This is a genomic window from Enterobacter asburiae (assembly GCF_007035645.1).
Lineage (GTDB): Bacteria > Pseudomonadota > Gammaproteobacteria > Enterobacterales > Enterobacteriaceae > Enterobacter > Enterobacter asburiae_B.
In genome coordinates this window covers 1805363-1824475 of record NZ_AP019632.1, presented here as the reverse complement: position 1 = coordinate 1824475, position 19113 = coordinate 1805363, and the positions used below count along the sequence as shown (strand labels likewise).

The following is a 19113-nucleotide window of genomic DNA, read 5'->3' as shown; positions in this document are numbered from 1 at the left end:
AGAGGTTTTTTCTTTTAGCGAGTCTGAATCGCTAAATCACCCGGCAGCGTTTTCTGCATACGGTGCCAGATTTCACCGGAATCGTGACCGTAGCGGCGCACCGTCTCATAAACCTGATCGTGCAGGCCTTCGGTACAGAGCTTGCTCAGCTTATGGTAGAAGCCCAGCGCCAGGCTACGCGCTTCCGGATTGGCAAAGTAGTGGCGGCCAATGCGGGTGTAAAGCCCTTTCATACCGTTGAGGATCAGCCCATACACCGGGTTGCCGGAGGCAAACGCCAGGCCGCGGAACACGTTGTAATCGAGAGTGGCAAAAGCATCGGCATGATCTTCCACCTCGTTCGCGCTGGCCAGCACCGCAAGGGCGTCTTCCGGATGCTGACGGAAAGCGGTACGAATAAAGATCGTCGCGATGTTGGTGCGAACGGAGAGCAGATTATCAATGAGCTGCGGCACGCTTTCATGGTCGAGACGCGCCAGCGTTTCAAGAATGTTCAGCCCGGACGTTTCCCAGAAATTGTTCACTTTCGTAGGCTTACCGTGCTGGATCGTCAACCAGCCATCGCGCGCCAGCCGCTGAAGCACTTCACGCAGAGTGGTGCGAGTGACGCCAATCAGTTCAGAGAGTTCGCGTTCAGCCGGAAGAATGGACCCCGCAGGGAAACGATTATTCCAGATGCTTTCGATGATGTACTCTTCCGCGAAACCCGCCGGGCTCTGCGCCTTAATGACCATAGTGAGATTTCCATTACACAGCTTTAGCAAATTGGACTCATCATACCAGAGGCACGCAGTGGCAGGTAGCGCGGCAAAGAGAGAAAAGAGGGATCGCCGTTTCATTTTTGTGAAATTTACAATGCAGCCTTATCCGCCTCCAGGCCGCGATTTTTGCGTATACTGATGTTTTGTCTTACTTGACGGGAAGGACGTCTGTTGTGGAAATTTCTTTTGGGCGCGCGCTATGGCGCAATTTTTTAGGTCAGTCTCCTGACTGGTATAAGCTGATACTGCTGGTTTTCCTGGTCGTTAATCCCATCATTTTTAGCATGAATCCCTTTATCGCCGGCTGGCTGCTGGTGGCGGAGTTTATCTTCACCCTGGCCATGGCGCTGAAATGTTATCCCCTTCTGCCGGGCGGATTGCTGGCGTTTGAAGCCGTCGTCATCGGTATGACCAGCGCCGGGCATGTCAAAGCAGAGCTGGCGTCTAATCTCGAAGTGCTTCTGCTGCTGATCTTTATGGTGGCCGGCATCTACTTTATGAAACAGCTGCTGCTGTTCATCTTCACGCGCCTGCTGCTCAGCATTCCGTCGAAAATGTTCCTCTCGCTGGCGTTTTGCCTTGCCGCCGCCTTCCTGTCGGCGTTCCTGGATGCGCTGACGGTCGTTGCGGTAGTGATCAGCGTCGCGGTTGGGTTTTACGGAATTTATCACCGCGTGGCCTCCTCTCGCCCAAATGAGGACCTGCAGGATGACAGCCACGTCGAGGCGCATAACCGTGACGTGCTGGAACAATTCCGCGCGTTTCTGCGCAGCCTGATGATGCATGCTGGCGTGGGTACCGCGCTGGGCGGCGTGATGACCATGGTGGGCGAGCCGCAAAACCTGATCATTGCCAAAGCGGCGGGCTGGCACTTCGGTGATTTCTTCCTGAGAATGGCCCCGGTGAGCGTACCGGTGCTGATCTGCGGGCTGGCGACCTGTCTGCTGGTGGAGAAGTTTCGCCTCTTCGGATACGGGGCGCAGCTCCCGGAGCCGGTTCGTCAGGAGCTGCATAAATTCGATCTGCAGAGCCGAAGCCAGCGGACGCGCCAGGAGACGCTACGACTGATTGCTCAGGGGATCATCGGCGTCTGGCTTATCGCGGCGCTGGCGTTCCATCTTGCAGAAGTGGGGCTGATTGGCCTGTCAGTCATTATTCTCGCCACCACCTTTACCGGCGTGACGGACGAACATGCCATCGGCAAGGCGTTTACCGAAGCCCTGCCGTTTACCGCCCTGCTGGCGGTGTTCTTTGCCGTCGTGGCGGTGATTATCGACCAGCACCTGTTCGCGCCGATTATTGCCTTTGTATTACAGGCATCACCGGATGCTCAGCTCTCGCTGTTTTACCTGTTTAACGGCCTGCTCTCGTCGATCTCAGATAACGTCTTCGTCGGGACGGTCTACATCAACGAGGCCAAAGCCGCCATGGAGCAAGGCGTTATCAGCGCCGGACAGTTTGAGCTGCTGGCCGTGGCGATCAACACCGGCACCAACCTGCCGTCGGTAGCGACGCCAAATGGCCAGGCCGCCTTCCTGTTCCTGCTGACCTCCGCCCTCGCGCCGCTCATACGTCTTTCTTATGGCAGGATGGTATGGATGGCGCTGCCCTATACGCTGGTGCTCACGATCGTCGGATTGCTTTGCGTCAAAATTACCCTCATTCCCTGTACGCAATGGCTGGTACAAGCGGGTATACTTGCGGCGCAGTAAACTATGCATCTCGGGCAGTTCGCTGCCCGTTTGCCTTTTCGCACGATAAACATCCAATTACGTTTTATTTCGCCAGGTACAGGTGGCGCGAAAAACGAATTCGTTTACACTGCGCTTTCTAAGCATGTTCCAGGGAAATGATTATGTTGAGATTTTTAAACCAGTGCTCCCGCGGTCGCGGAGCGTGGTTGTTAATGGCCCTGACCGCCTTTGCGCTGGAAATGGTCGCGCTGTGGTTCCAGCATGTAATGGGACTGAAACCTTGCGTACTGTGTATTTACGAACGCAGCGCGCTGTTCGGCATTATGGGTGCGGGCCTGGTGGGTGCGATTGCCCCAAAATCGCCGCTTCGCTATGCCGGTATTGCCATCTGGATCTACAGCGCCTGGAAAGGAATTGAACTCTCCTGGCAGCACACCATGATGCAATTGCATCCGTCACCGTTTATGACCTGTGATTTTGCCGCCCGCTTCCCGAGCTGGCTGCCGCTGGACAAATGGCTGCCGCAGGTGTTCGTCGCATCCGGTGACTGCTCCGTTCGCCAGTGGGAATTCCTGACGCTGGAGATGCCGCAGTGGCTGGTGGGCATTTTTGCCGCCTACTTCGTCGTGGCGCTGCTGGTGCTGATTGCCCAGCCGTTCAAACCGAAGAAACGCGATTTGTTCGGAAGGTAAACGCAAAACGGCAACCAAGGTTGCCGTTTTTAGCGTTTGCGCCCTCTCCCACGGGAGAGGGTTGGGGTGAGGGCATCAGGCCGCACAAGCACAAAAAAACCCGCCTCGGCGGTTTTTTTAATCTCAACGGGTCGGGTGGTTCATGATGTGATCTTCCCAGTCCTGCACCTCGGACTCTTTCACCGCAATGTGGCGCACAGAAATACGTTCACCGTGCATCGCCGCTTTTGAACCGGTTAACAGCGGATGCCAGTCAGGCAGACCTTTCCCTTCCGCCAGCAGGCGATACGCGCAGGTATGCGGCAGCCATTCAAACGTCGGCAGATTATCCCGGGTTAACTTGATGCAGTCAGGCTCAAATTCAAACCGGCGCTCATAGTTGCGGCACTGGCAGGTTTTAATGTTTAACTGCTTGCAGGCAACGTTGGTGAAGTAGATTTCGTCCGTATCTTCATCCATCAGCTTGTGCAGGCAGCACTGCCCGCAGCCGTCGCACAATGATTCCCATTCCGCGTCAGTCATGTCGTCGAGAGTTTTGCTTTGCCAGAAAGGGATGTCGTTCATCAGGATGTCCACACGTCAAGAGAAAGCGCACCTTATAACGAGTCTGGCACGTTGTTGCAAGTTTTGCCGCCCTCTTCAGGCGGCAAGATGGGGTTACAGCACGCGGGTTTTCAGCGACAGGCCGTTGAAACCGACCTCAAGCTCCTCACCGCTGAGTAGCGGGCCAACGCCTTCTGGGGTTCCGGTCAGGATCACATCGCCCGGCTTCAGGGTAAAGAAGCGACTCATGTAGGCGATCAGCGGCACAATCTTATGGATCATGTCTGCCGTGGTGCCCTGCTGGCGGATCTCACCGTTAACCTTGAGGCTGAGCGGCGTGTCCTGCGGATCGCCGGTAAATTCGCTCACCGGCACAAACGCCGAAATCGGGCAGGAATTATCAAACCCTTTGGATTTTTCCCACGGCTGCCCTGCTTTCTTCATTTTGCCTTGAACGTCACGCAGGGTCAGATCCAGCGCCACGCCGTATCCGGCAATCGCTTTTTTAACATGTTCTTCTGAGGCCTGGCGCAGCGTCGCGCCGATCAGCACGGCAAGTTCAACTTCGTGATGCACCGAACCCAGCCCCTGGGGCAGCGCCAGCGGCTGGCGGATATCGCAAAGCGCCGTTTCGGGCTTAATAAACAGGACCGGTTCTTCTGGCGTCGCGCTGCCCATCTCCTGAATATGTTTTGCGTAGTTGCTGCCCACGCAAACCACTTTGCTGACGGGATAATCCAGTAATGCACCTTGCCAGTTATGATGTTGATACATGGTCGACCCCTAAACGGTTGATGTGTTGTGCCCAAAAACAGTTGAGACTATTTTTTACCGTTCGCCTCAAGATGCTGTTTTAATAAATTCTCGGGTGGCGGTGGAAGCTGTAAATAATAGCCTTGCTCGGCTAAGGCCGTTTTCACTTTATCCAGATCGGCGTTAATCAGTTTCTTACGACCATCGAGCGGCAGCAGCATCGCCAGCTGTGGTCGGCCAAAGTTCTTCATTAATTCTTCAGGCACGCGTGAAAAATCGTCTTTCTTTTCGACATAAAGATAGGTCTGGTCACGGCTTGTACTTCTGTAGATCACACAAAACATGTTTTTACTCTGAATTAATGGGTGGTTGCTTGCCTCAATATACTCCTGACTATAACATGCCTGATACTCTTCGGAATATCGCAGCGAGTGGTTGCGGTTAATAGCAAATTGAGTAAGGCCAGGATGTCAAACACGCCCATCGAGCTTAAAGGCAGTAGCTTCACCTTATCAGTGGTACATTTGCATGATGCAAAACCCGAGGTTATTCGTCAGGCGTTAGAAGACAAAATCGCCCAGGCTCCCGCCTTTCTGAAGCACGCCCCTGTTGTTATCAACGTCAGCGGTCTTGAGGCTCCGGTTAACTGGAAACTTCTCCAGCAGGCCGTCTCCTCGACCGGACTGCGTATCGTGGGCATCAGCGGCTGCAAAGATACTGAGCTGAAAGCGGAAATTGAGCGTGCGGGGCTGCCCCTTCTGAATGAGGGCAAAGAAAAAGCCTCGCGAGCGGCACCCGTTGCCGTGCAAACGCCCCCTCCTGCGGTGCAAAACGTTACTACCGTCACAAAAACGCGAATGATTGATGTGCCGGTTCGTTCCGGTCAGCGCATTTATGCACCAAACTGTGATCTGATTGTTACAAGCCACGTCAGTGCTGGCGCTGAGCTGATTGCAGATGGCAATATTCACGTATACGGTATGATGCGTGGACGTGCGCTCGCAGGTGCAAGTGGCGATCGAGATGCGCAAATATTTTGTACTCACCTGACGGCGGAACTGGTGTCCATCGCAGGTGAATATTGGCTGAGCGACAAGATCCCAGCCGAATTTTATGGCAAAGCGGCTCGCCTGCTTCTGGCAGACGACGCGTTGACCGTTCAACCGTTGAATTGATCCCTTTTTAACAAGGAATTTCTATGGCACGCATTATTGTTGTTACTTCGGGTAAAGGAGGCGTTGGCAAGACCACCTCCAGCGCGGCCATCGCTACTGGTTTGGCCCAGAAGGGAAAGAAAACCATCGTTATCGACTTCGATATCGGTCTGCGTAACCTCGACCTCATCATGGGATGTGAGCGTCGCGTCGTGTATGACTTCGTAAACGTCATTCAGGGCGATGCCACGCTTAACCAGGCGATGATCAAAGACAAGCGCACCGAGAACCTCTACATTCTCCCGGCTTCTCAGACGCGTGACAAAGACGCCCTGACCCGTGAAGGCGTGGAAAAGGTGCTCGACGATCTGAAAAAAATGGATTTCGACTTCATTGTCTGCGACTCCCCTGCGGGCATCGAAACCGGTGCCCTGATGGCGCTCTACTTCGCTGATGAAGCGATCATCACCACCAACCCTGAAGTTTCATCCGTGCGTGACTCAGACCGCATTCTGGGCATCCTCGCTTCTAAATCCCGTCGTGCGGAAAATGGCGAAGACCCGATTAAAGAACACCTGCTGCTCACCCGCTACAATCCGGGCCGCGTGAACAAAGGTGACATGCTGAGCATGGAAGACGTGCTGGAGATCCTGCGCATTAAGCTGGTGGGCGTTATCCCGGAAGATCAGTCCGTGTTACGCGCGTCTAACCAGGGCGAGCCAGTGATCCTTGATACAATGGCAGATGCAGGTAAAGCTTACGCCGATACCGTTGACCGTCTGCTGGGAGAAGAACGTCCTTTCCGCTTCATTGAAGAAGAGAAGAAAGGTTTCCTCAAACGCCTGTTCGGAGGATAAGTTATGGCATTACTGGACTTTTTTCTCTCGCGGAAAAAGAACACCGCCAACATCGCAAAAGAACGTCTGCAAATTATCGTTGCGGAGCGTCGTCGTAGCGACGCCGAGCCTCACTACCTGCCGCAGCTGCGCAAGGACATCCTGGAAGTGATCTGTAAATATGTGCAGATTGACCCGGAGATGGTCACGGTGCAGCTGGAACAAAAAGACGGGGATATTTCGATTCTGGAGCTGAACGTGACGCTCCCGGAAGCGGAAGAGTCGCGTCCGTAGGTTTGTGTTTTCGTCGCCCCGGTAAGCGCAGCGCCACCGGGGAAATATGCCGGGTATATCGCCCGGCATATTTTTTTTATCGCGGGTAACCGTCCAGCAGCGTATTCAGGCGATCGGCCATCAATTCCCCGCGCCATCCCGCCATCATCTCCGGCACGCCATTCTGCGGCTTCAGCTTCCAGTGCCAGTTCAGCAGCTGGTTAATCTGACGACGTGAGGCGAGCAGTTCCGCGCTCAGCTTGCTTTCCGTTGCAACCGCCTGCACCAGCGCTTTGATATCTTTAAACGCTTTGCGATAGCCCGGCATGTCCATCAGGTTCAGCAGCGGTTCCGGCAGCGCATCTTCCGGCAGCTCCTGCGCTTTGGCGACCAGCGCCAGCAGGGTTTTACCGTGGAAGCGGATCTCGCTGCCCGAAAGCCCAATGCTGTCCAGCTCGCCCAGGCTGCCTGGCATATAGCGCGCGACTGCCCAGAGATGCTCTTCGCGAACCACAAAGTTAACGGCCAGATCGCGCTCGCGCGCTTTACGCAAGCGCCAGTCTGCCAGCAGCTGCAGGCATGCCAGCTGACGCGTGCGCAGCTGCCAGGCGTTGCTGATATCGCGCCAGGCCTCTTTCGGGTCAACCACTTCCTGACGACGCTGCTGGGTCATACGGCACTCGTCCAGCGCAGCAGCGAGCCAGCCGGAGGCTTCTGCCTCTTTCATCAGCTGTCCGGCAATCGGCAGCAGGTAAAACACGTCTGCCGCCGCATACTCCAGCTGACGCTCGGTAAGCGGGCGCGCCAGCCAGTCGGTACGGGATTCGCTTTTATCCAGCGTCAGGCCCGTATACTCCTCCACCATGGCAGCAAAGCCCCATGAGAGCGGACGATTGCTGAATGCCGCGAGGATCTGCGTGTCAATCAGCGGCTGGGGCATGATGCCAAAGGTGTTCAGAAAGACTTCCAGATCCTCACTGCCTGCGTGCAGGTATTTCGTCACGGCGGTATCGAGCAGCAAGTTACGCATCGGCGTCCAGTCGGTAATGCCGAGAGGGTCAATCAGCGACACGTGTTTACCGTCGTACATCTGAATCAAACCCAGCTGCGGATAATAGGTCCGGGTACGGACAAACTCGGTATCCAGGGCAATGGCAGGAAAGTCGCGCGTCACTTCGCACAGCGAAGCCAGCTCGTCGTTGGTCGTGATCATCTGGTAATTCAAAACGGGTTCTCTTTTGTTTGCGCCCATAAAAAACGCCAGCTTAACCGGCGTCTGGGCGATTAGCGTGAAGCTCAGGCCTTATTGTCTACTTTGCCACGGGCTTCGTCACGTAATTCTCGTCGTAATATCTTTCCGACGTTGGATTTCGGCAGCTCATCGCGGAATTCAACCAGCTTCGGCACCTTGTAGCCCGTCAGCTGACGACGGCAAAACGTTACCAGCGCCTCCTCCGTCAGGGAAGGATCTTTTTTGACCACAAATATCTTCACCGCTTCACCGCTGCTGCCGGAAGGGACGCCGACCGCCGCCACCTCGAGTACGCCGCTGTGCTGCATAACCACGTCTTCGATCTCATTCGGATAGACGTTGAAGCCGGAGACCAGGATCATGTCTTTCTTGCGATCGACGATGCGCAGGAAGCCCTCGTCATCCATTACCGCAATATCACCGGTGTGCAGCCAGCCGTCTTTGATGATTTCGTCGGTCGCATCGGGACGCTGCCAGTAACCCAGCATCACCTGCGGACCTCTGACGCAAAGCTCACCCGGCTCGCCCGGCGCGACTTCGTTATCGTTATCATCGACCAGTTTGGCCTCGGTGGAAGGAACCGGCAGACCAATGCTTCCACTGTGATAGTCGATATCGTGTGGGTTCACGCTGACCAGCGGAGCACATTCCGTCAGCCCATAGCCTTCCAGCAAATACTGACCGGTGAGCTTCACCCAGCGCTCGGCGACCGCCTGTTGAACCGGCATGCCGCCGCCCGCAGAGAGATGCAGCGTGGAGAAATCCAGCTGCTGGAACTCTTTGTTATTAAGCAGCGCGTTAAACAGGGTGTTCACCCCCGTCATGGCGGTGAACGGGTATTTCGCCAGCTCTTTCACCAGACCCGGGATATCGCGCGGGTTGGTGATGAGGATGTTCTGACCACCCAGTTCAATAAACAGCAGGCAGTTCATGGTCAGCGCAAAGATGTGATACAGCGGAAGCGCGGTGATCACCACTTCTTTGCCCGGATGCAGAAGCGGCCCGTAGGTGGCGTTCACCTGTTCAAGGTTTGCCAGCATATTGCGGTGGGTAAGCATGGCCCCTTTGGCGACGCCGGTGGTCCCGCCCGTGTATTGCAGAAACGCAAGATCTTCCGCCACCACTTCGGGTTTCACATACTGCATACGGTAGCCCGCATGCAGCGCGCGGCGGAAGGAGATGGCGTCCGGCAGGTGGTATTTTGGCACCAGGCGCTTGACGTATTTAACGACAAAGTTAACCAGCGTGCCTTTGGCGGTCGAGAGTTGATCCCCCATGCGCGTCAGGATGACGTGTTTAACCTGGGTTTTGTCGACCACTTTTTCCAGCGTATGGGCGAAGTTGGACACAATGACAATCGCGGCCGCGCCGCTGTCGTTCAGCTGATGCTCCAGCTCGCGCGGGGTATACAAGGGGTTAACGTTGACGACAATCATCCCGGCTCGCAGGATACCGAACAACGCCACCGGGTATTGCAGCAGGTTCGGCATCATCAGCGCGACGCGGTCCCCTTTTTGCAGCCCCAGCCCTTCCTGCAGATACGCCGCAAACGCGCGGCTACGCTCCTCAAGCTTACGGAACGTCATGACCTCGCCCATATTCACGAATGCGGGCTGGTCCGCGTAGCGCCTTACCGAGTGTTCAAATAATTCCACCAGGGATTGATAACGGTCAGGATTGATCTCAGCAGGAACATCTGCGGGATAACGGTTAAGCCAAACCTTCTTCAATGCATCACCTCTGAAATGAGTGTTCGTCGTCATCACAACCCCGATAATAAACAGTTTGTTAACATTATATTAACTCAGCGTACCAGTTTATTAATTGTTCAGATTTAAGGTTGCGAAGCGCGTCACTCTTTTTTTTCGTTTTATCCGTAAAAAAACAGAGACAGCGGCTGAGCCGCTGTCTCTTTTCTAACAATAACAGTAAGTTACTCAGTAACGATCGTCTGAACCTGTGCAGGACCCGGGTTATACCAGCCCCAGCCCGGGTAGCCGTAACGATAAGGATGTGGACCCCACATCCACGGATCCATCGGCTGAGGCGGCATGATCACCTGCTGTGCCAGCCGCCAGCGTTTATACCCGTTGACCTGCATGGTCATAAATTTATACGGCGTGCTGCCGATTTTGCCCTGCACGGCGCCGGTAATCGGCCCGACGACGGTCACCAGCTGCCCGCGAAAATCGACCGGATCGAGGAAACCGCTGACGTCCGCATAGATACGTCCGCGAGAGGCCTCACCCAGTACCGGCCGCGCGCCGCTGTCCAGCGGAACGGTCGCGATCTCGAGGCGGGTTTTCCCCTGCTGGTTTTGTACGTCTATGACCTTACCGCCAAAGCGCGCTTCCTGGCCGACGTAAAGCTCAGGCGCATTCATCACCCGAACCAGATCCTGCTGTGGCGTCGGGCTGCTGCCCTTAATCGCATCAGGAACGGAAACGCATCCGCTCAGTGCTATGGCAACTGCGCCTGCCATAATAAGGCGTACTACTTTAGTTCGAACCGCCATGATGCGACTCCTTTTTCTCAGTTCCTGTTACTGAGATTCACTCGCGGCCCGGAAGTTTCTTCCACGCAACGGTGTTTCGCAAATAAACCGGCTCCGCGTGTTCAACGGCAACGGTTTTTCCTGCCGCGAGCAGCTGGCAGGCAATCGGAAGCATATCTTCCGCAGCCGGCAGCAGCATGTTGCCGTCCACCAGCGTCACCCCGGTGTCGTTTGCCATGTCTGGCCACGCCGGCCAGCCGGTGCCAACGGTTGCCCACTCCCCGGAGAGCTGCTGCAGCCGCTCAGTGACCGCTTCCGGCTTGAGCACGGCTTCCGTCTCTTCGCCGTGCCACACGCCCTGCTCGTCGCGGGTGTATTCGGCCCAGTAAACTTCGCCCATGCGGGCATCAATCGCGGCCAGCACGCGCGTTGCCCCGGTCATGCGCCATGCGCCCTGGGCCATAGTGGCGAGGGTAGAGACGCCGATCATCGGCAGTTCGGCGCCCAGCGCCAGCCCCTGCGCAATACCAATCCCGATACGTACGCCCGTAAAGCTGCCGGGGCCACGGCCAAAGGCCAGCGCGTCGAGGTCGGTTAAGGAGGTGTTGCCCTGGGTTAAAATGGCTTTTACCAGGGGCAGAATGCGTTGGGTGTGTTCCCGTGGGCACTCTTCGAAATGAGCAGAAACAGCACCGTCGTTCAACAGAGCGACAGAGCAAGCCTCTGTCGCGGTATCAATAGCCAGAATTCGCATCAGTCGTCGCGCTCTCGCAAGGGTCAGTCACAAAATGGCGCGCATCTTAGCACACTCCGGGGTAAATTACTCCGCCGTTGGGTTTGCCAGGAAACGCACCGCGCGTTTTATGTCCCGCGTCCGCGGCGCGGGCGGCAGGCTGGCAAGGAAGGTCGCCCCGTAAGGGCGCATCACCAGCCGGTTATCGCAAATGACCAGCACCCCGCGATCGGTAACGTCGCGGATCAATCGCCCTACCCCCTGCTTGAGCGTAATCACCGCATCCGGCAGCTGTACCTCATCGAAAGGATCGCCCCCGCGCAGACGGCAGTCTTCCATGCGCGCCTTCAGCAGCGGATCGTCCGGAGAGGTAAACGGCAGCTTATCAATAATTACCAGCGAGAGCGTATCGCCGCGCACGTCCACCCCTTCCCAGAAGCTGCTGGTTGCCACCAGCAGGGCATTTCCGGCGCTGACAAACTGCTGTAACAGCTGGCCTTTACTGGTTTCACCCTGCAGCAGAACCGGCAGCGTCATGGTGGCGCGGAACTGCTCGGCTAGATCACGCATCATGGCGTGAGAGGTGCAGAGCATAAAGCAGCGGCCGTTGTTGGCCTCGATCATCGGTTTTAACATCGCGGCCAGATGGCGCGCCGCGCCCGGCTGGTTCGGCAGCGGCAGATTACGGGGAACGCAGAGCAGCGCCTGTTTTTCGTAATCGAACGGGCTGGGCAGGAGCAGGGATTCCGCCTCCTCAATGCCAAGACGTTCCGTGAAGTGATGCAGATCGTCGTTCACCGACAGAGTTGCCGAGGTGAAGATCCAGCTTCCCGGTTTTTGCGCCATCACCTCTTTAAATTTATCCGCCACCGTCAGCGGCGTCAGGGCCAGCGTGAAGTGGCGCGAGGTGCATTCATACCAGTAGCTGAAGCCCGGCTGGTTAATTTCTTTCAGCCGCTTGAGGCGCCCGCGATAGAGCGTGGCGCGCTCGAAGGCGGCATCCAGCAGCGCGGAGCGTCCGAGCGACAGCTTCGCCACGTCGTAGCAAAGCTCTAGCGCATCATCGAGAAGCAGCAGCGCGCGCTGGATGTTTTTGTCCGCCAGCAGCTCGCGCAGGTTGCCGCGATAGCCCGGCTCGCCGAGCTGTAAGCGGAAATCCTGCGCGCTTTGGGCCAGACGGTCGGCGCACTTCTGCAGCTGCTGGGTATCTTTGAGTTCGGTCCGGTAAGCAATGGTGAAATCTTTCGCCAGATCCTGCAGCTGGCGGCTGGAAAGCGACTGGCCGAAGTACTGGCTGGCGATGTCCGGAAGCTGGTGGGCTTCGTCGAAGATCATCACGTCCGCCTCCGGGATCAGCTCGCCGAAACCGCTATCCTTGACGACCATATCCGCGAGGAACAGATGGTGGTTCACCACCACCACATCCGCGTCCATCGCCGTTTTGCGCGCTTTCACCACAAAGCAGTCTTTATACAGCGGGCAGTCGCTGCCGAGGCAGTTGTCGTTGGTGCTGGTCACCAGCGGCCAGGCAGGAGAGTCTTCCGGCACGCTCGCGCAGGTGCTGATATCGCCCTCTTCGGTCTGGTTCGCCCAGGCGCGAAGGATAATAACGTCGCTGAGGGTTTGTACCGGCAGGTCGCCGCCCGCCAGCGCCTGCTGCTCAAGACGTTCCAGGCAGAGATAGTTGGAGCGTCCCTTCAGCAGGGCCAGACGCCCCTTGTATTTCAGCGCTTTCGCCACCGTGGGCAAATCGCGGCTGTAGAGCTGATCCTGCAGCGCCTTCGAACCGGTGGAAATAATCACCTTCTTCTTCGCGCGCAGCGCCGGAGCAAGGTAAGCATACGTTTTACCCGTACCGGTTCCGGCCTCGACCACCAGCGGCTGAGCCTTATCGATGGCGCGTGCAACGGCGTGCGCCATCTGTCGCTGCGGCTCACGGGGTTTAAAGCCGGGGATAGCCTGCGCTAATTGACCTTCAGGGGAAAAATCGTCTGCCACGGTGCTCTCTCACTGTATTTTTGCACAGGGATTATGTCAGCCCAACCTCTCCTGTGCCACCCCAAATAGTGACGACACGAGAACAATATGGCAGTCTTGCCGCCTGACGACGAAAAATAACGAGGAAACGTTTATGACAATTGTGCGCATTGATGCCGAAGCCCGCTGGTCTGATGTGGTGATCCATAACCAGACGCTCTACTACACCGGCGTACCGGCTAACCTGGACGCGGATGCGTTCGAGCAGACGGCTAACACCCTGGCGCAGATTGACGCAGTGCTGGAAAAACAGGGCAGCGACAAATCCCGCATTCTGGATGCGACGATTTTCCTGGCAAACAAAGACGATTTCGCGGCGATGAACAAAGCCTGGGATGCATGGGTAGTGGCGGGTCACGCGCCTGTACGCTGCACCGTACAGGCCACGCTGATGAAACCGGAGTATAAGGTTGAGATCAAGATTATCGCGGCGGTGTAGGCCCGATTATTCTTCTGGATCTTCATCTTCATCTTCGAATCGCGCCACGATCCGTTCGCCGGAATGACTGGCGCGAATCTCCTGAGCGACAACCGTAATCGCCTGTCCGCTGCTCATCCCCTGGGACATCAGTTCCTGAATTCGCTCAACCGCTTTCTGCTGCTGTTCATGGCTCAGAGAAGGTAAACCTGCAAACATCGTCAACTCCTGCTAAATTATTCGCGCTAATTATTTCACGCTGCCCGGTAGTATGCCACACATGAACATGCGCTTCCCCACTGTTATTACCTTGCCCTGGCGTGCAGACGCCGCTGAATTCTGGTTTGCCCGCCTGAGCCATCTTCCGTTTGCGATGCTGCTGCATTCCGGCCATGCGGACCATCCCTATAGCCGCTTCGATATTCTGGTGGCCGATCCGCTAAAGACGCTAACAACCGATGACCTGTCGTTAACGGACGATCCCCTGAAGCAGCTGCAGCAGGCCATTAACGCGCTGGACTTATCTGCCGCACCAAACCCGGACTTCCCTTTCCAGGGCGGCGCGCTGGGCCTGTTTGGGTACGATCTGGGTCGCCGTTTCGAAACGCTGCCGGAGCATGCGCAGGCTGATATTTCCCTGCCAGACATGGCCGTGGGGCTGTATGACTGGGCGTTAATTGTCGATCATCAGAAAAAAAAGGTTTCACTGCTGAGCCATCATGACGTGCAGGCGCGTCTGGCGTGGCTTGAGGCGCAACGGCCTGCACCGGCACAGACGTTTACCCTTACCTGTGGCTGGCGCTCAAATATGACCGCAGCGGAGTATGCCGAAAAATTCGCGCGCGTTCAGGCGTATCTGCAAAGCGGTGACTGTTATCAGGTTAACCTCGCCCAGCGCTTCCAGGCGACATACCGGGGAGATGAGTGGCAGGCGTTTACCCGTCTTAATGCCAGCAACAAGGCGCCGTTCAGCGCGTTTGTCCGTCTGGAACGGGGGGCCATACTCAGCCTGTCACCCGAGCGCTTTATCCATCTGGCCGAGGGCACGATTCAAACCCGTCCGATTAAAGGCACGTTACCGCGTCTTGCGGACCCCGATGCCGATCGCCAGCAGGCGGAAAAGCTCGCCGCCTCGCCGAAAGACCGCGCCGAGAACCTGATGATTGTCGACCTGATGCGTAACGATATTGGCCGCGTCGCTGAACCTGGCAGCGTGCGCGTGCCGGAACTGTTTGTCGTCGAGCCTTTCCCGGCGGTGCATCATCTGGTCAGTACCATTACCGCGCGTCTACCCGCCTCTCGCACCGCCTGCGATCTGCTCCGCGCCGCGTTTCCGGGCGGCTCCATCACCGGCGCGCCAAAGGTACGGGCGATGGAGATCATTGATGAGCTGGAGCCGCACCGCCGCAACGCCTGGTGCGGTAGCATCGGCTATATCAGCCTGTGCGGCACCATGGATACCAGCATTACCATTCGCACGCTGACGGCCTGCGGCGGAAACCTTTACTGCTCGGCCGGGGGCGGCATTGTTGCCGATAGCCAGGTCGACGCGGAATATCAGGAAACCTTTGATAAAGTTAACCGTATCCTGAAACAACTGGAGTAATCACGGGTGGAAAAAGAGAACCTGACGCTGGACAATTTTTTATCTCGCTTTCAGCTATTACGACCGCAGGTCAACCGCGAAGCGCTGAACCAGCGTCAGGCGGCCGTGCTGATCCCGGTCGTGCGTCGCGCGCAGCCGGGCCTGCTGCTCACCCAGCGTTCTCCCCATTTACGTAAGCACGCGGGTCAGGTCGCCTTTCCGGGTGGCGCAGTGGACAGCTCCGACGCCTCGCTGATTGCCGCCGCGCTGCGGGAAGCGCAGGAAGAGGTTGCCATTCCGCCGGAGGCCGTTGAGGTCATTGGCGTGCTGCCGCCCGTCGACAGCGTTACCGGTTTTCAGGTCACGCCGGTGGTCGGCATTATCCCGCCCGGCCTGCAGTATCACGCCAGCGTCGATGAAGTTTCAGCGGTGTTTGAAATGCCGCTCGAAGAGGCGCTCCGGCTCAGCCGCTATCATCCGCTCGATATCCATCGACGGGGGCATGACCATCGGGTCTGGTTGTCCTGGTATCAGCATTATTTTGTCTGGGGCATGACGGCGGGCATCATTCGTGAACTGGCGCTGCAAATCGGCCTGAAACCTTGACTATACTTTACATTCCACCCTTTTTCGCAGGTTTGCGATCCGCGTCGCGCTATTAGCAAAACCCATCGTTAACCATTAGTTTAATTCATGTGAATAGTTAAGCCGAGGTCGGTGTTCCCTCTTACACTATGCGCAGTTATAACATCGTTACTGGAACCCCGGTAACCCTGTCAGGAGTGTGAAAGTGATTAGTATATTCGACATGTTCAAAGTGGGAATTGGCCCTTCGTCTTCCCATACTGTTGGCCCGATGAAGGCCGGTAAACAGTTCGTCGATGATCTGGTCGAAAAAGGATTACTGGAAAGCGTTACCCGTGTCGCCGTGGATGTTTACGGCTCGCTGTCATTAACGGGTAAAGGCCACCACACCGATATCGCCATTATTATGGGTCTGGCAGGCAATATGCCGGATACCGTAGATATTGATGCCATCCCGGCATTCATCCGCGACGTGGAAACACGCGGTCGCCTGCTGCTGGCAAACGGTCAGCAGGAAGTCGATTTCCCGCAGGATGACGGCATGCGTTTCCGTAGCGACAACCTGCCGCTGCATGAAAACGGCATGACCATTCACGCTTACAGCGGTGAAAAAGAGATTTACAGCAAAACGTACTACTCCATCGGCGGTGGCTTCATCGTGGATGAAGAGCATTTTGGCAAAGACAGCGTCGGCGACGTCAGCGTACCTTACCCGTTCAAATCGGCTACAGAAATGCTGGGCTACTGCAAAGAGACCGGTCTTTCACTGTCCGGCATGGTGATGCAGAACGAACTGGCCCTGCACAGCAAAAAAGAGATTGAAGACTATTTTGCGAACGTCTGGCAAACCATGCGCGCCTGTATCGACCGCGGGATGAACACCGAAGGCGTTCTGCCGGGTCCACTGCGCGTACCGCGTCGTGCCTCTGCCCTGCGCCGTATGCTGGTGACCACGGACAAGTTCTCCAACGACCCGATGAACGTGGTCGACTGGGTAAACATGTTTGCCCTGGCGGTTAACGAAGAGAACGCCGCCGGTGGTCGCGTCGTGACGGCGCCAACCAACGGCGCCTGCGGTATCGTTCCGGCAGTGCTGGCGTATTACGATCACTTTATTGAGCCCGTGACGCCGGACATCTACATCCGCTATTTCCTGGCGGCAGGGGCCATCGGTGCGCTGTACAAAATGAACGCCTCCATCTCCGGTGCGGAAGTGGGCTGTCAGGGTGAAGTGGGCGTTGCCTGCTCCATGGCGGCGGCAGGTCTGGCAGAGCTGCTGGGCGCAAGCCCTGAGCAGGTTTGCGTGGCGGCGGAAATCGGTATGGAACATAACCTCGGTCTGACCTGTGACCCGGTCGCGGGCCAGGTGCAGGTGCCGTGCATCGAGCGTAACGCGATTGCCTCGGTGAAAGCCATCAACGCCTCACGTATGGCGATGCGCCGTACCAGCGAACCTCGCGTATCGCTGGATAAGGTGATTGAAACCATGTACGAAACCGGCAAGGACATGAACGCGAAATACCGGGAGACGTCCCGCGGTGGCCTGGCCATTAAGGTGCAGTGCGACTAATACTGCCTTTCGCCCATCTGCAACGGATGGGCGAATTTCCCTCTTCTTTCTCGTCTCCTTCTGCTTTCCCCACTACACTTTTACTGTTGCGTCCGGCTTTTGTGGCTGGTGGCTTATCAGGCGACCGTTCATGCAAACTGCACAAACGATCATTAAAAACTATCGCCGAAAACGCGTTATCGTCTGTGTCACGGTTGCGCTCCTCACGCTCATCCTGACGTTAGGCATTCGCTTCATTTCACAGCGCAATGTTAACCAACAGCGGATCCTCGATTTTACCAGCCACACCGTTCGCGCCCTTGATAACGTCCTGCTTTCTTTAGAGAACCGCCGCAGCGTGCTGCAGCCCCTGGTAGGGCAGCCCTGCCCGCAGGCGCACCTGGCGCTGCGAAAGCAGGCCGCCATTTTGCAGACGGTACGCTCCATCGCCCTGATTAACGAGGGTATCCTGTATTGCTCAAGTATTTTCGGGAGCCGCAACGTGCCCGTTCGCGACTTCCTGAAAGAACTCCCAGCCAGCACGGCGAAGCTGATTTTATCGAGCGACCAGTGGCTGCTTAAGGGTAGCCCGATATTGATCCAGTGGTATCCCGTCTCACAGGACGGTGAAGCTGGCGTTATCGAAATCATCAATATCGATCTGATCGCCAAAATGATCCTCGAGCCCCAGCGCCCGCTCATCAATGACGTGGCGCTGACCGTAGGCGATCGCTTTCTACGCTATGGACAACGCGTCAGCGACAGCCTGACGTTTGATGAAGAGGGCTCTCTTTTCCGGCAATCATCAACCCGAAATCCTTTTACCATTACGGTCAGCGGGCCAGGCCCTGGAGAATTAGCTTTAAAAAGCCTGCCAGCCCAGCTGCCGCTGGGGCTGATGCTCAGCCTGCTGCTGGGCTATCTCGCCTGGCTGGCAACGGCAAACCGGATGAGCTTTACGTGGGAGATCGATATGGGCATTGCGGCGCGGGAATTTGAGCTTTTCTGCCAGCCGCTGGTGAATGCCCGTACCCGGGCGTGCACCGGCGTGGAGATCCTGCTGCGCTGGAATAACCCCCGTCAGGGTTGGATCACCCCGGAGGTGTTTATCCCGCTGGCAGAAGAACATAACCAGATTGTCCCCCTGACCCGCTATGTCATCGCCGAAACGGTGCGCCAGATAGGCTACTTCCCTTCCAGCGCCGGTTTTCACATTGGTATTAACGTCGCCGCCAGCCATTTCCGTCACGCGGCATTGATACAGGACCTGAACCGCCTCTGGTTCAGCGCCGGTCCGCGCCAGCAGCTGGTGATTGAACTCACGGAACGGGATGCGCTGCTGGATGCGGATTATCGCATCGTGCGCGAACTGCATCGCAAAGGGGTGAAGCTCGCCATCGACGATTTTGGTACCGGGAACAGCTCCCTCTCCTGGCTTGAAAAGCTGCACCCGGACGTGCTGAAAATCGACCAGTCGTTTACCACCGCCATCGGTACCGACGCCGTGAACTCGACGGTGACGGATATGATTATTGCGCTGGGTCAGCGGCTGAATATTGAACTGGTGGCTGAAGGGGTCGAGACGGAGGAGCAGGCGCGCTACTTGCGCCGCCATGGCGTGCCTGTCCTGCAGGGGTTTTTCTATGCGCGGCCCATGCCGCTACGGGATTTTCCGAAGTGGCTGGCGGGAAGTTCATCCCCGCCAGCGCATCATAACGGGCACATCGTGCCGTTAATGCCGCTGCGCTAAGCCG

The 19113-nt window shown here is 56.7% G+C and carries 20 protein-coding genes; 10 read left to right on the top strand and 10 right to left on the bottom strand.

Annotation, left to right across the window (positions count from 1 at the left end; all coding sequences use genetic code 11):
- Positions 1-14: 14 nt before the first annotated feature.
- Positions 15-734, bottom strand: a complete 720-nt coding sequence (gene fadR, locus FOY96_RS08685) for a fatty acid metabolism transcriptional regulator FadR (protein WP_023336056.1) — start codon at positions 732-734, stop codon at positions 15-17.
- Positions 735-934: 200 nt separating this feature from the next.
- Between fadR and nhaB the strand changes: the two genes are divergently transcribed.
- Both nhaB and dsbB read left to right on the top strand, forming a co-directional pair.
- On the top strand, positions 935-2473 hold the full coding sequence (gene nhaB / locus FOY96_RS08680) for a Na(+)/H(+) antiporter NhaB (RefSeq protein WP_143346844.1): 1539 nt from the start codon (positions 935-937) through the stop codon (positions 2471-2473).
- Between the two features lie 143 nt (positions 2474-2616).
- Positions 2617-3147, top strand: coding sequence for a disulfide bond formation protein DsbB (gene dsbB, locus FOY96_RS08675; RefSeq protein ID WP_023312182.1), 531 nt, complete (start codon positions 2617-2619; stop codon positions 3145-3147).
- Positions 3148-3270: 123 nt separating this feature from the next.
- On the opposite strand, the gene ycgN is transcribed toward dsbB, so the two are convergent.
- From ycgN to FOY96_RS08660, 3 genes are all read right to left on the bottom strand, one after another.
- A complete protein-coding gene (gene ycgN, locus FOY96_RS08670; protein ID WP_033145818.1) occupies positions 3271-3711 on the bottom strand; it encodes a cysteine cluster protein YcgN in 441 nt (146 codons plus the stop codon).
- Positions 3712-3804: 93 nt separating this feature from the next.
- A complete protein-coding gene (locus tag FOY96_RS08665; protein WP_143346843.1) occupies positions 3805-4464 on the bottom strand; it encodes a fumarylacetoacetate hydrolase family protein in 660 nt (219 codons plus the stop codon).
- Between the two features lie 47 nt (positions 4465-4511).
- The gene (locus FOY96_RS08660) at positions 4512-4787 is read right to left on the bottom strand and encodes a YcgL domain-containing protein (RefSeq protein ID WP_029742143.1); all 276 of its coding nucleotides are present in this window, start codon (positions 4785-4787) and stop codon (positions 4512-4514) included.
- A gap of 123 nt (positions 4788-4910) precedes the next feature.
- Here FOY96_RS08660 and minC point away from each other — a divergent pair, with 123 nt between their 5' ends.
- Genes minC through minE form a run of 3 tightly spaced genes read left to right on the top strand, consistent with a single transcriptional unit; the run spans position 4911 to position 6727 of the window.
- Positions 4911-5618, top strand: coding sequence for a septum site-determining protein MinC (minC, locus tag FOY96_RS08655; RefSeq protein WP_023312186.1), 708 nt, complete (start codon positions 4911-4913; stop codon positions 5616-5618).
- Between the two features lie 23 nt (positions 5619-5641).
- Complete coding sequence (minD, locus tag FOY96_RS08650) at positions 5642-6454, top strand: septum site-determining protein MinD (protein WP_023312187.1); 813 nt, start codon at positions 5642-5644, stop codon at positions 6452-6454.
- 3 nt (positions 6455-6457) lie between these two features.
- On the top strand, positions 6458-6727 hold the full coding sequence (gene minE, locus FOY96_RS08645) for a cell division topological specificity factor MinE (protein WP_008500504.1): 270 nt from the start codon (positions 6458-6460) through the stop codon (positions 6725-6727).
- 76 nt (positions 6728-6803) lie between these two features.
- Here the strand turns inward: minE and rnd are convergent, their stop codons facing one another.
- From rnd to yoaA, 5 genes are all read right to left on the bottom strand, one after another.
- Positions 6804-7931 (bottom strand): ribonuclease D, encoded by a 1128-nt coding sequence (gene rnd / locus FOY96_RS08640; RefSeq protein ID WP_087822872.1) that lies wholly within the window; start codon positions 7929-7931, stop codon positions 6804-6806.
- A gap of 71 nt (positions 7932-8002) precedes the next feature.
- Positions 8003-9688 (bottom strand): long-chain-fatty-acid--CoA ligase FadD, encoded by a 1686-nt coding sequence (gene fadD / locus FOY96_RS08635; protein WP_023312189.1) that lies wholly within the window; start codon positions 9686-9688, stop codon positions 8003-8005.
- 203 nt (positions 9689-9891) lie between these two features.
- Positions 9892-10473 (bottom strand): Slp family lipoprotein, encoded by a 582-nt coding sequence (locus tag FOY96_RS08630; protein WP_033145820.1) that lies wholly within the window; start codon positions 10471-10473, stop codon positions 9892-9894.
- A 37-nt stretch (positions 10474-10510) separates the two neighbouring features.
- Positions 10511-11206, bottom strand: a complete 696-nt coding sequence (tsaB, locus tag FOY96_RS08625) for a tRNA (adenosine(37)-N6)-threonylcarbamoyltransferase complex dimerization subunit type 1 TsaB (protein ID WP_038417432.1) — start codon at positions 11204-11206, stop codon at positions 10511-10513.
- A 66-nt stretch (positions 11207-11272) separates the two neighbouring features.
- Positions 11273-13183 carry a DNA repair helicase YoaA gene (yoaA, locus tag FOY96_RS08620; RefSeq protein WP_109845086.1) on the bottom strand — a complete coding sequence of 637 codons (1911 nt, stop codon included), beginning with the start codon at positions 13181-13183 and terminating at the stop codon, positions 11273-11275.
- 133 nt (positions 13184-13316) lie between these two features.
- On the opposite strand from yoaA, the gene FOY96_RS08615 reads away from it, so the two are divergent.
- Positions 13317-13661: a RidA family protein gene (locus FOY96_RS08615; RefSeq protein WP_008500498.1), complete on the top strand. Its 345-nt coding sequence runs from the start codon at positions 13317-13319 to the stop codon at positions 13659-13661.
- A 6-nt stretch (positions 13662-13667) separates the two neighbouring features.
- Here FOY96_RS08615 and FOY96_RS08610 read toward each other — a convergent pair whose 3' ends face one another.
- Positions 13668-13859 (bottom strand): YoaH family protein, encoded by a 192-nt coding sequence (locus tag FOY96_RS08610; protein ID WP_023336068.1) that lies wholly within the window; start codon positions 13857-13859, stop codon positions 13668-13670.
- Positions 13860-13920: 61 nt separating this feature from the next.
- Between FOY96_RS08610 and pabB the strand changes: the two genes are divergently transcribed.
- The 4 genes from pabB to FOY96_RS08585 all read left to right on the top strand — a co-directional run bounded on the left by pabB (position 13921) and on the right by FOY96_RS08585 (position 19109).
- A complete protein-coding gene (pabB, locus tag FOY96_RS08605; protein WP_143347763.1) occupies positions 13921-15246 on the top strand; it encodes an aminodeoxychorismate synthase component 1 in 1326 nt (441 codons plus the stop codon).
- A gap of 6 nt (positions 15247-15252) precedes the next feature.
- Positions 15253-15831 carry a CoA pyrophosphatase gene (locus FOY96_RS08600; RefSeq protein WP_048977605.1) on the top strand — a complete coding sequence of 193 codons (579 nt, stop codon included), beginning with the start codon at positions 15253-15255 and terminating at the stop codon, positions 15829-15831.
- A 184-nt stretch (positions 15832-16015) separates the two neighbouring features.
- Entirely contained in the window at positions 16016-17380 is a 1365-nt protein-coding gene (gene sdaA, locus FOY96_RS08595; RefSeq protein WP_023312197.1) for an L-serine ammonia-lyase, read from the top strand.
- 130 nt (positions 17381-17510) lie between these two features.
- On the top strand, positions 17511-19109 hold the full coding sequence (locus tag FOY96_RS08585) for an EAL domain-containing protein (protein ID WP_143346842.1): 1599 nt from the start codon (positions 17511-17513) through the stop codon (positions 19107-19109).
- The last annotated feature ends 4 nt before the right edge of the window (positions 19110-19113 follow it).

Excerpts from the sequence above, each read along its gene's own strand:
- fadR (WP_023336056.1), bottom strand. The coding sequence starts at position 734 with ATGGTCATTAAGGCGCAGAGCCCGGCGGGTTTCGCGGAAGAGTACATC.
- dsbB (WP_023312182.1), top strand. The coding sequence starts at position 2,617 with ATGTTGAGATTTTTAAACCAGTGCTCCCGCGGTCGCGGAGCGTGGTTG.
- ycgN (WP_033145818.1), bottom strand. The coding sequence starts at position 3,711 with ATGAACGACATCCCTTTCTGGCAAAGCAAAACTCTCGACGACATGACT.
- FOY96_RS08665 (WP_143346843.1), bottom strand. The coding sequence starts at position 4,464 with ATGTATCAACATCATAACTGGCAAGGTGCATTACTGGATTATCCCGTC.
- FOY96_RS08660 (WP_029742143.1), bottom strand. The coding sequence starts at position 4,787 with ATGTTTTGTGTGATCTACAGAAGTACAAGCCGTGACCAGACCTATCTT.
- minC (WP_023312186.1), top strand. The coding sequence starts at position 4,911 with ATGTCAAACACGCCCATCGAGCTTAAAGGCAGTAGCTTCACCTTATCA.
- minD (WP_023312187.1), top strand. The coding sequence starts at position 5,642 with ATGGCACGCATTATTGTTGTTACTTCGGGTAAAGGAGGCGTTGGCAAG.
- minE (WP_008500504.1), top strand. The coding sequence starts at position 6,458 with ATGGCATTACTGGACTTTTTTCTCTCGCGGAAAAAGAACACCGCCAAC.
- FOY96_RS08630 (WP_033145820.1), bottom strand. The coding sequence starts at position 10,473 with ATGGCGGTTCGAACTAAAGTAGTACGCCTTATTATGGCAGGCGCAGTT.
- tsaB (WP_038417432.1), bottom strand. The coding sequence starts at position 11,206 with ATGCGAATTCTGGCTATTGATACCGCGACAGAGGCTTGCTCTGTCGCT.
- FOY96_RS08615 (WP_008500498.1), top strand. The coding sequence starts at position 13,317 with ATGACAATTGTGCGCATTGATGCCGAAGCCCGCTGGTCTGATGTGGTG.
- FOY96_RS08610 (WP_023336068.1), bottom strand. The coding sequence starts at position 13,859 with ATGTTTGCAGGTTTACCTTCTCTGAGCCATGAACAGCAGCAGAAAGCG.
- pabB (WP_143347763.1), top strand. The coding sequence starts at position 13,921 with ATGAACATGCGCTTCCCCACTGTTATTACCTTGCCCTGGCGTGCAGAC.
- FOY96_RS08585 (WP_143346842.1), top strand. The coding sequence starts at position 17,511 with ATGCAAACTGCACAAACGATCATTAAAAACTATCGCCGAAAACGCGTT.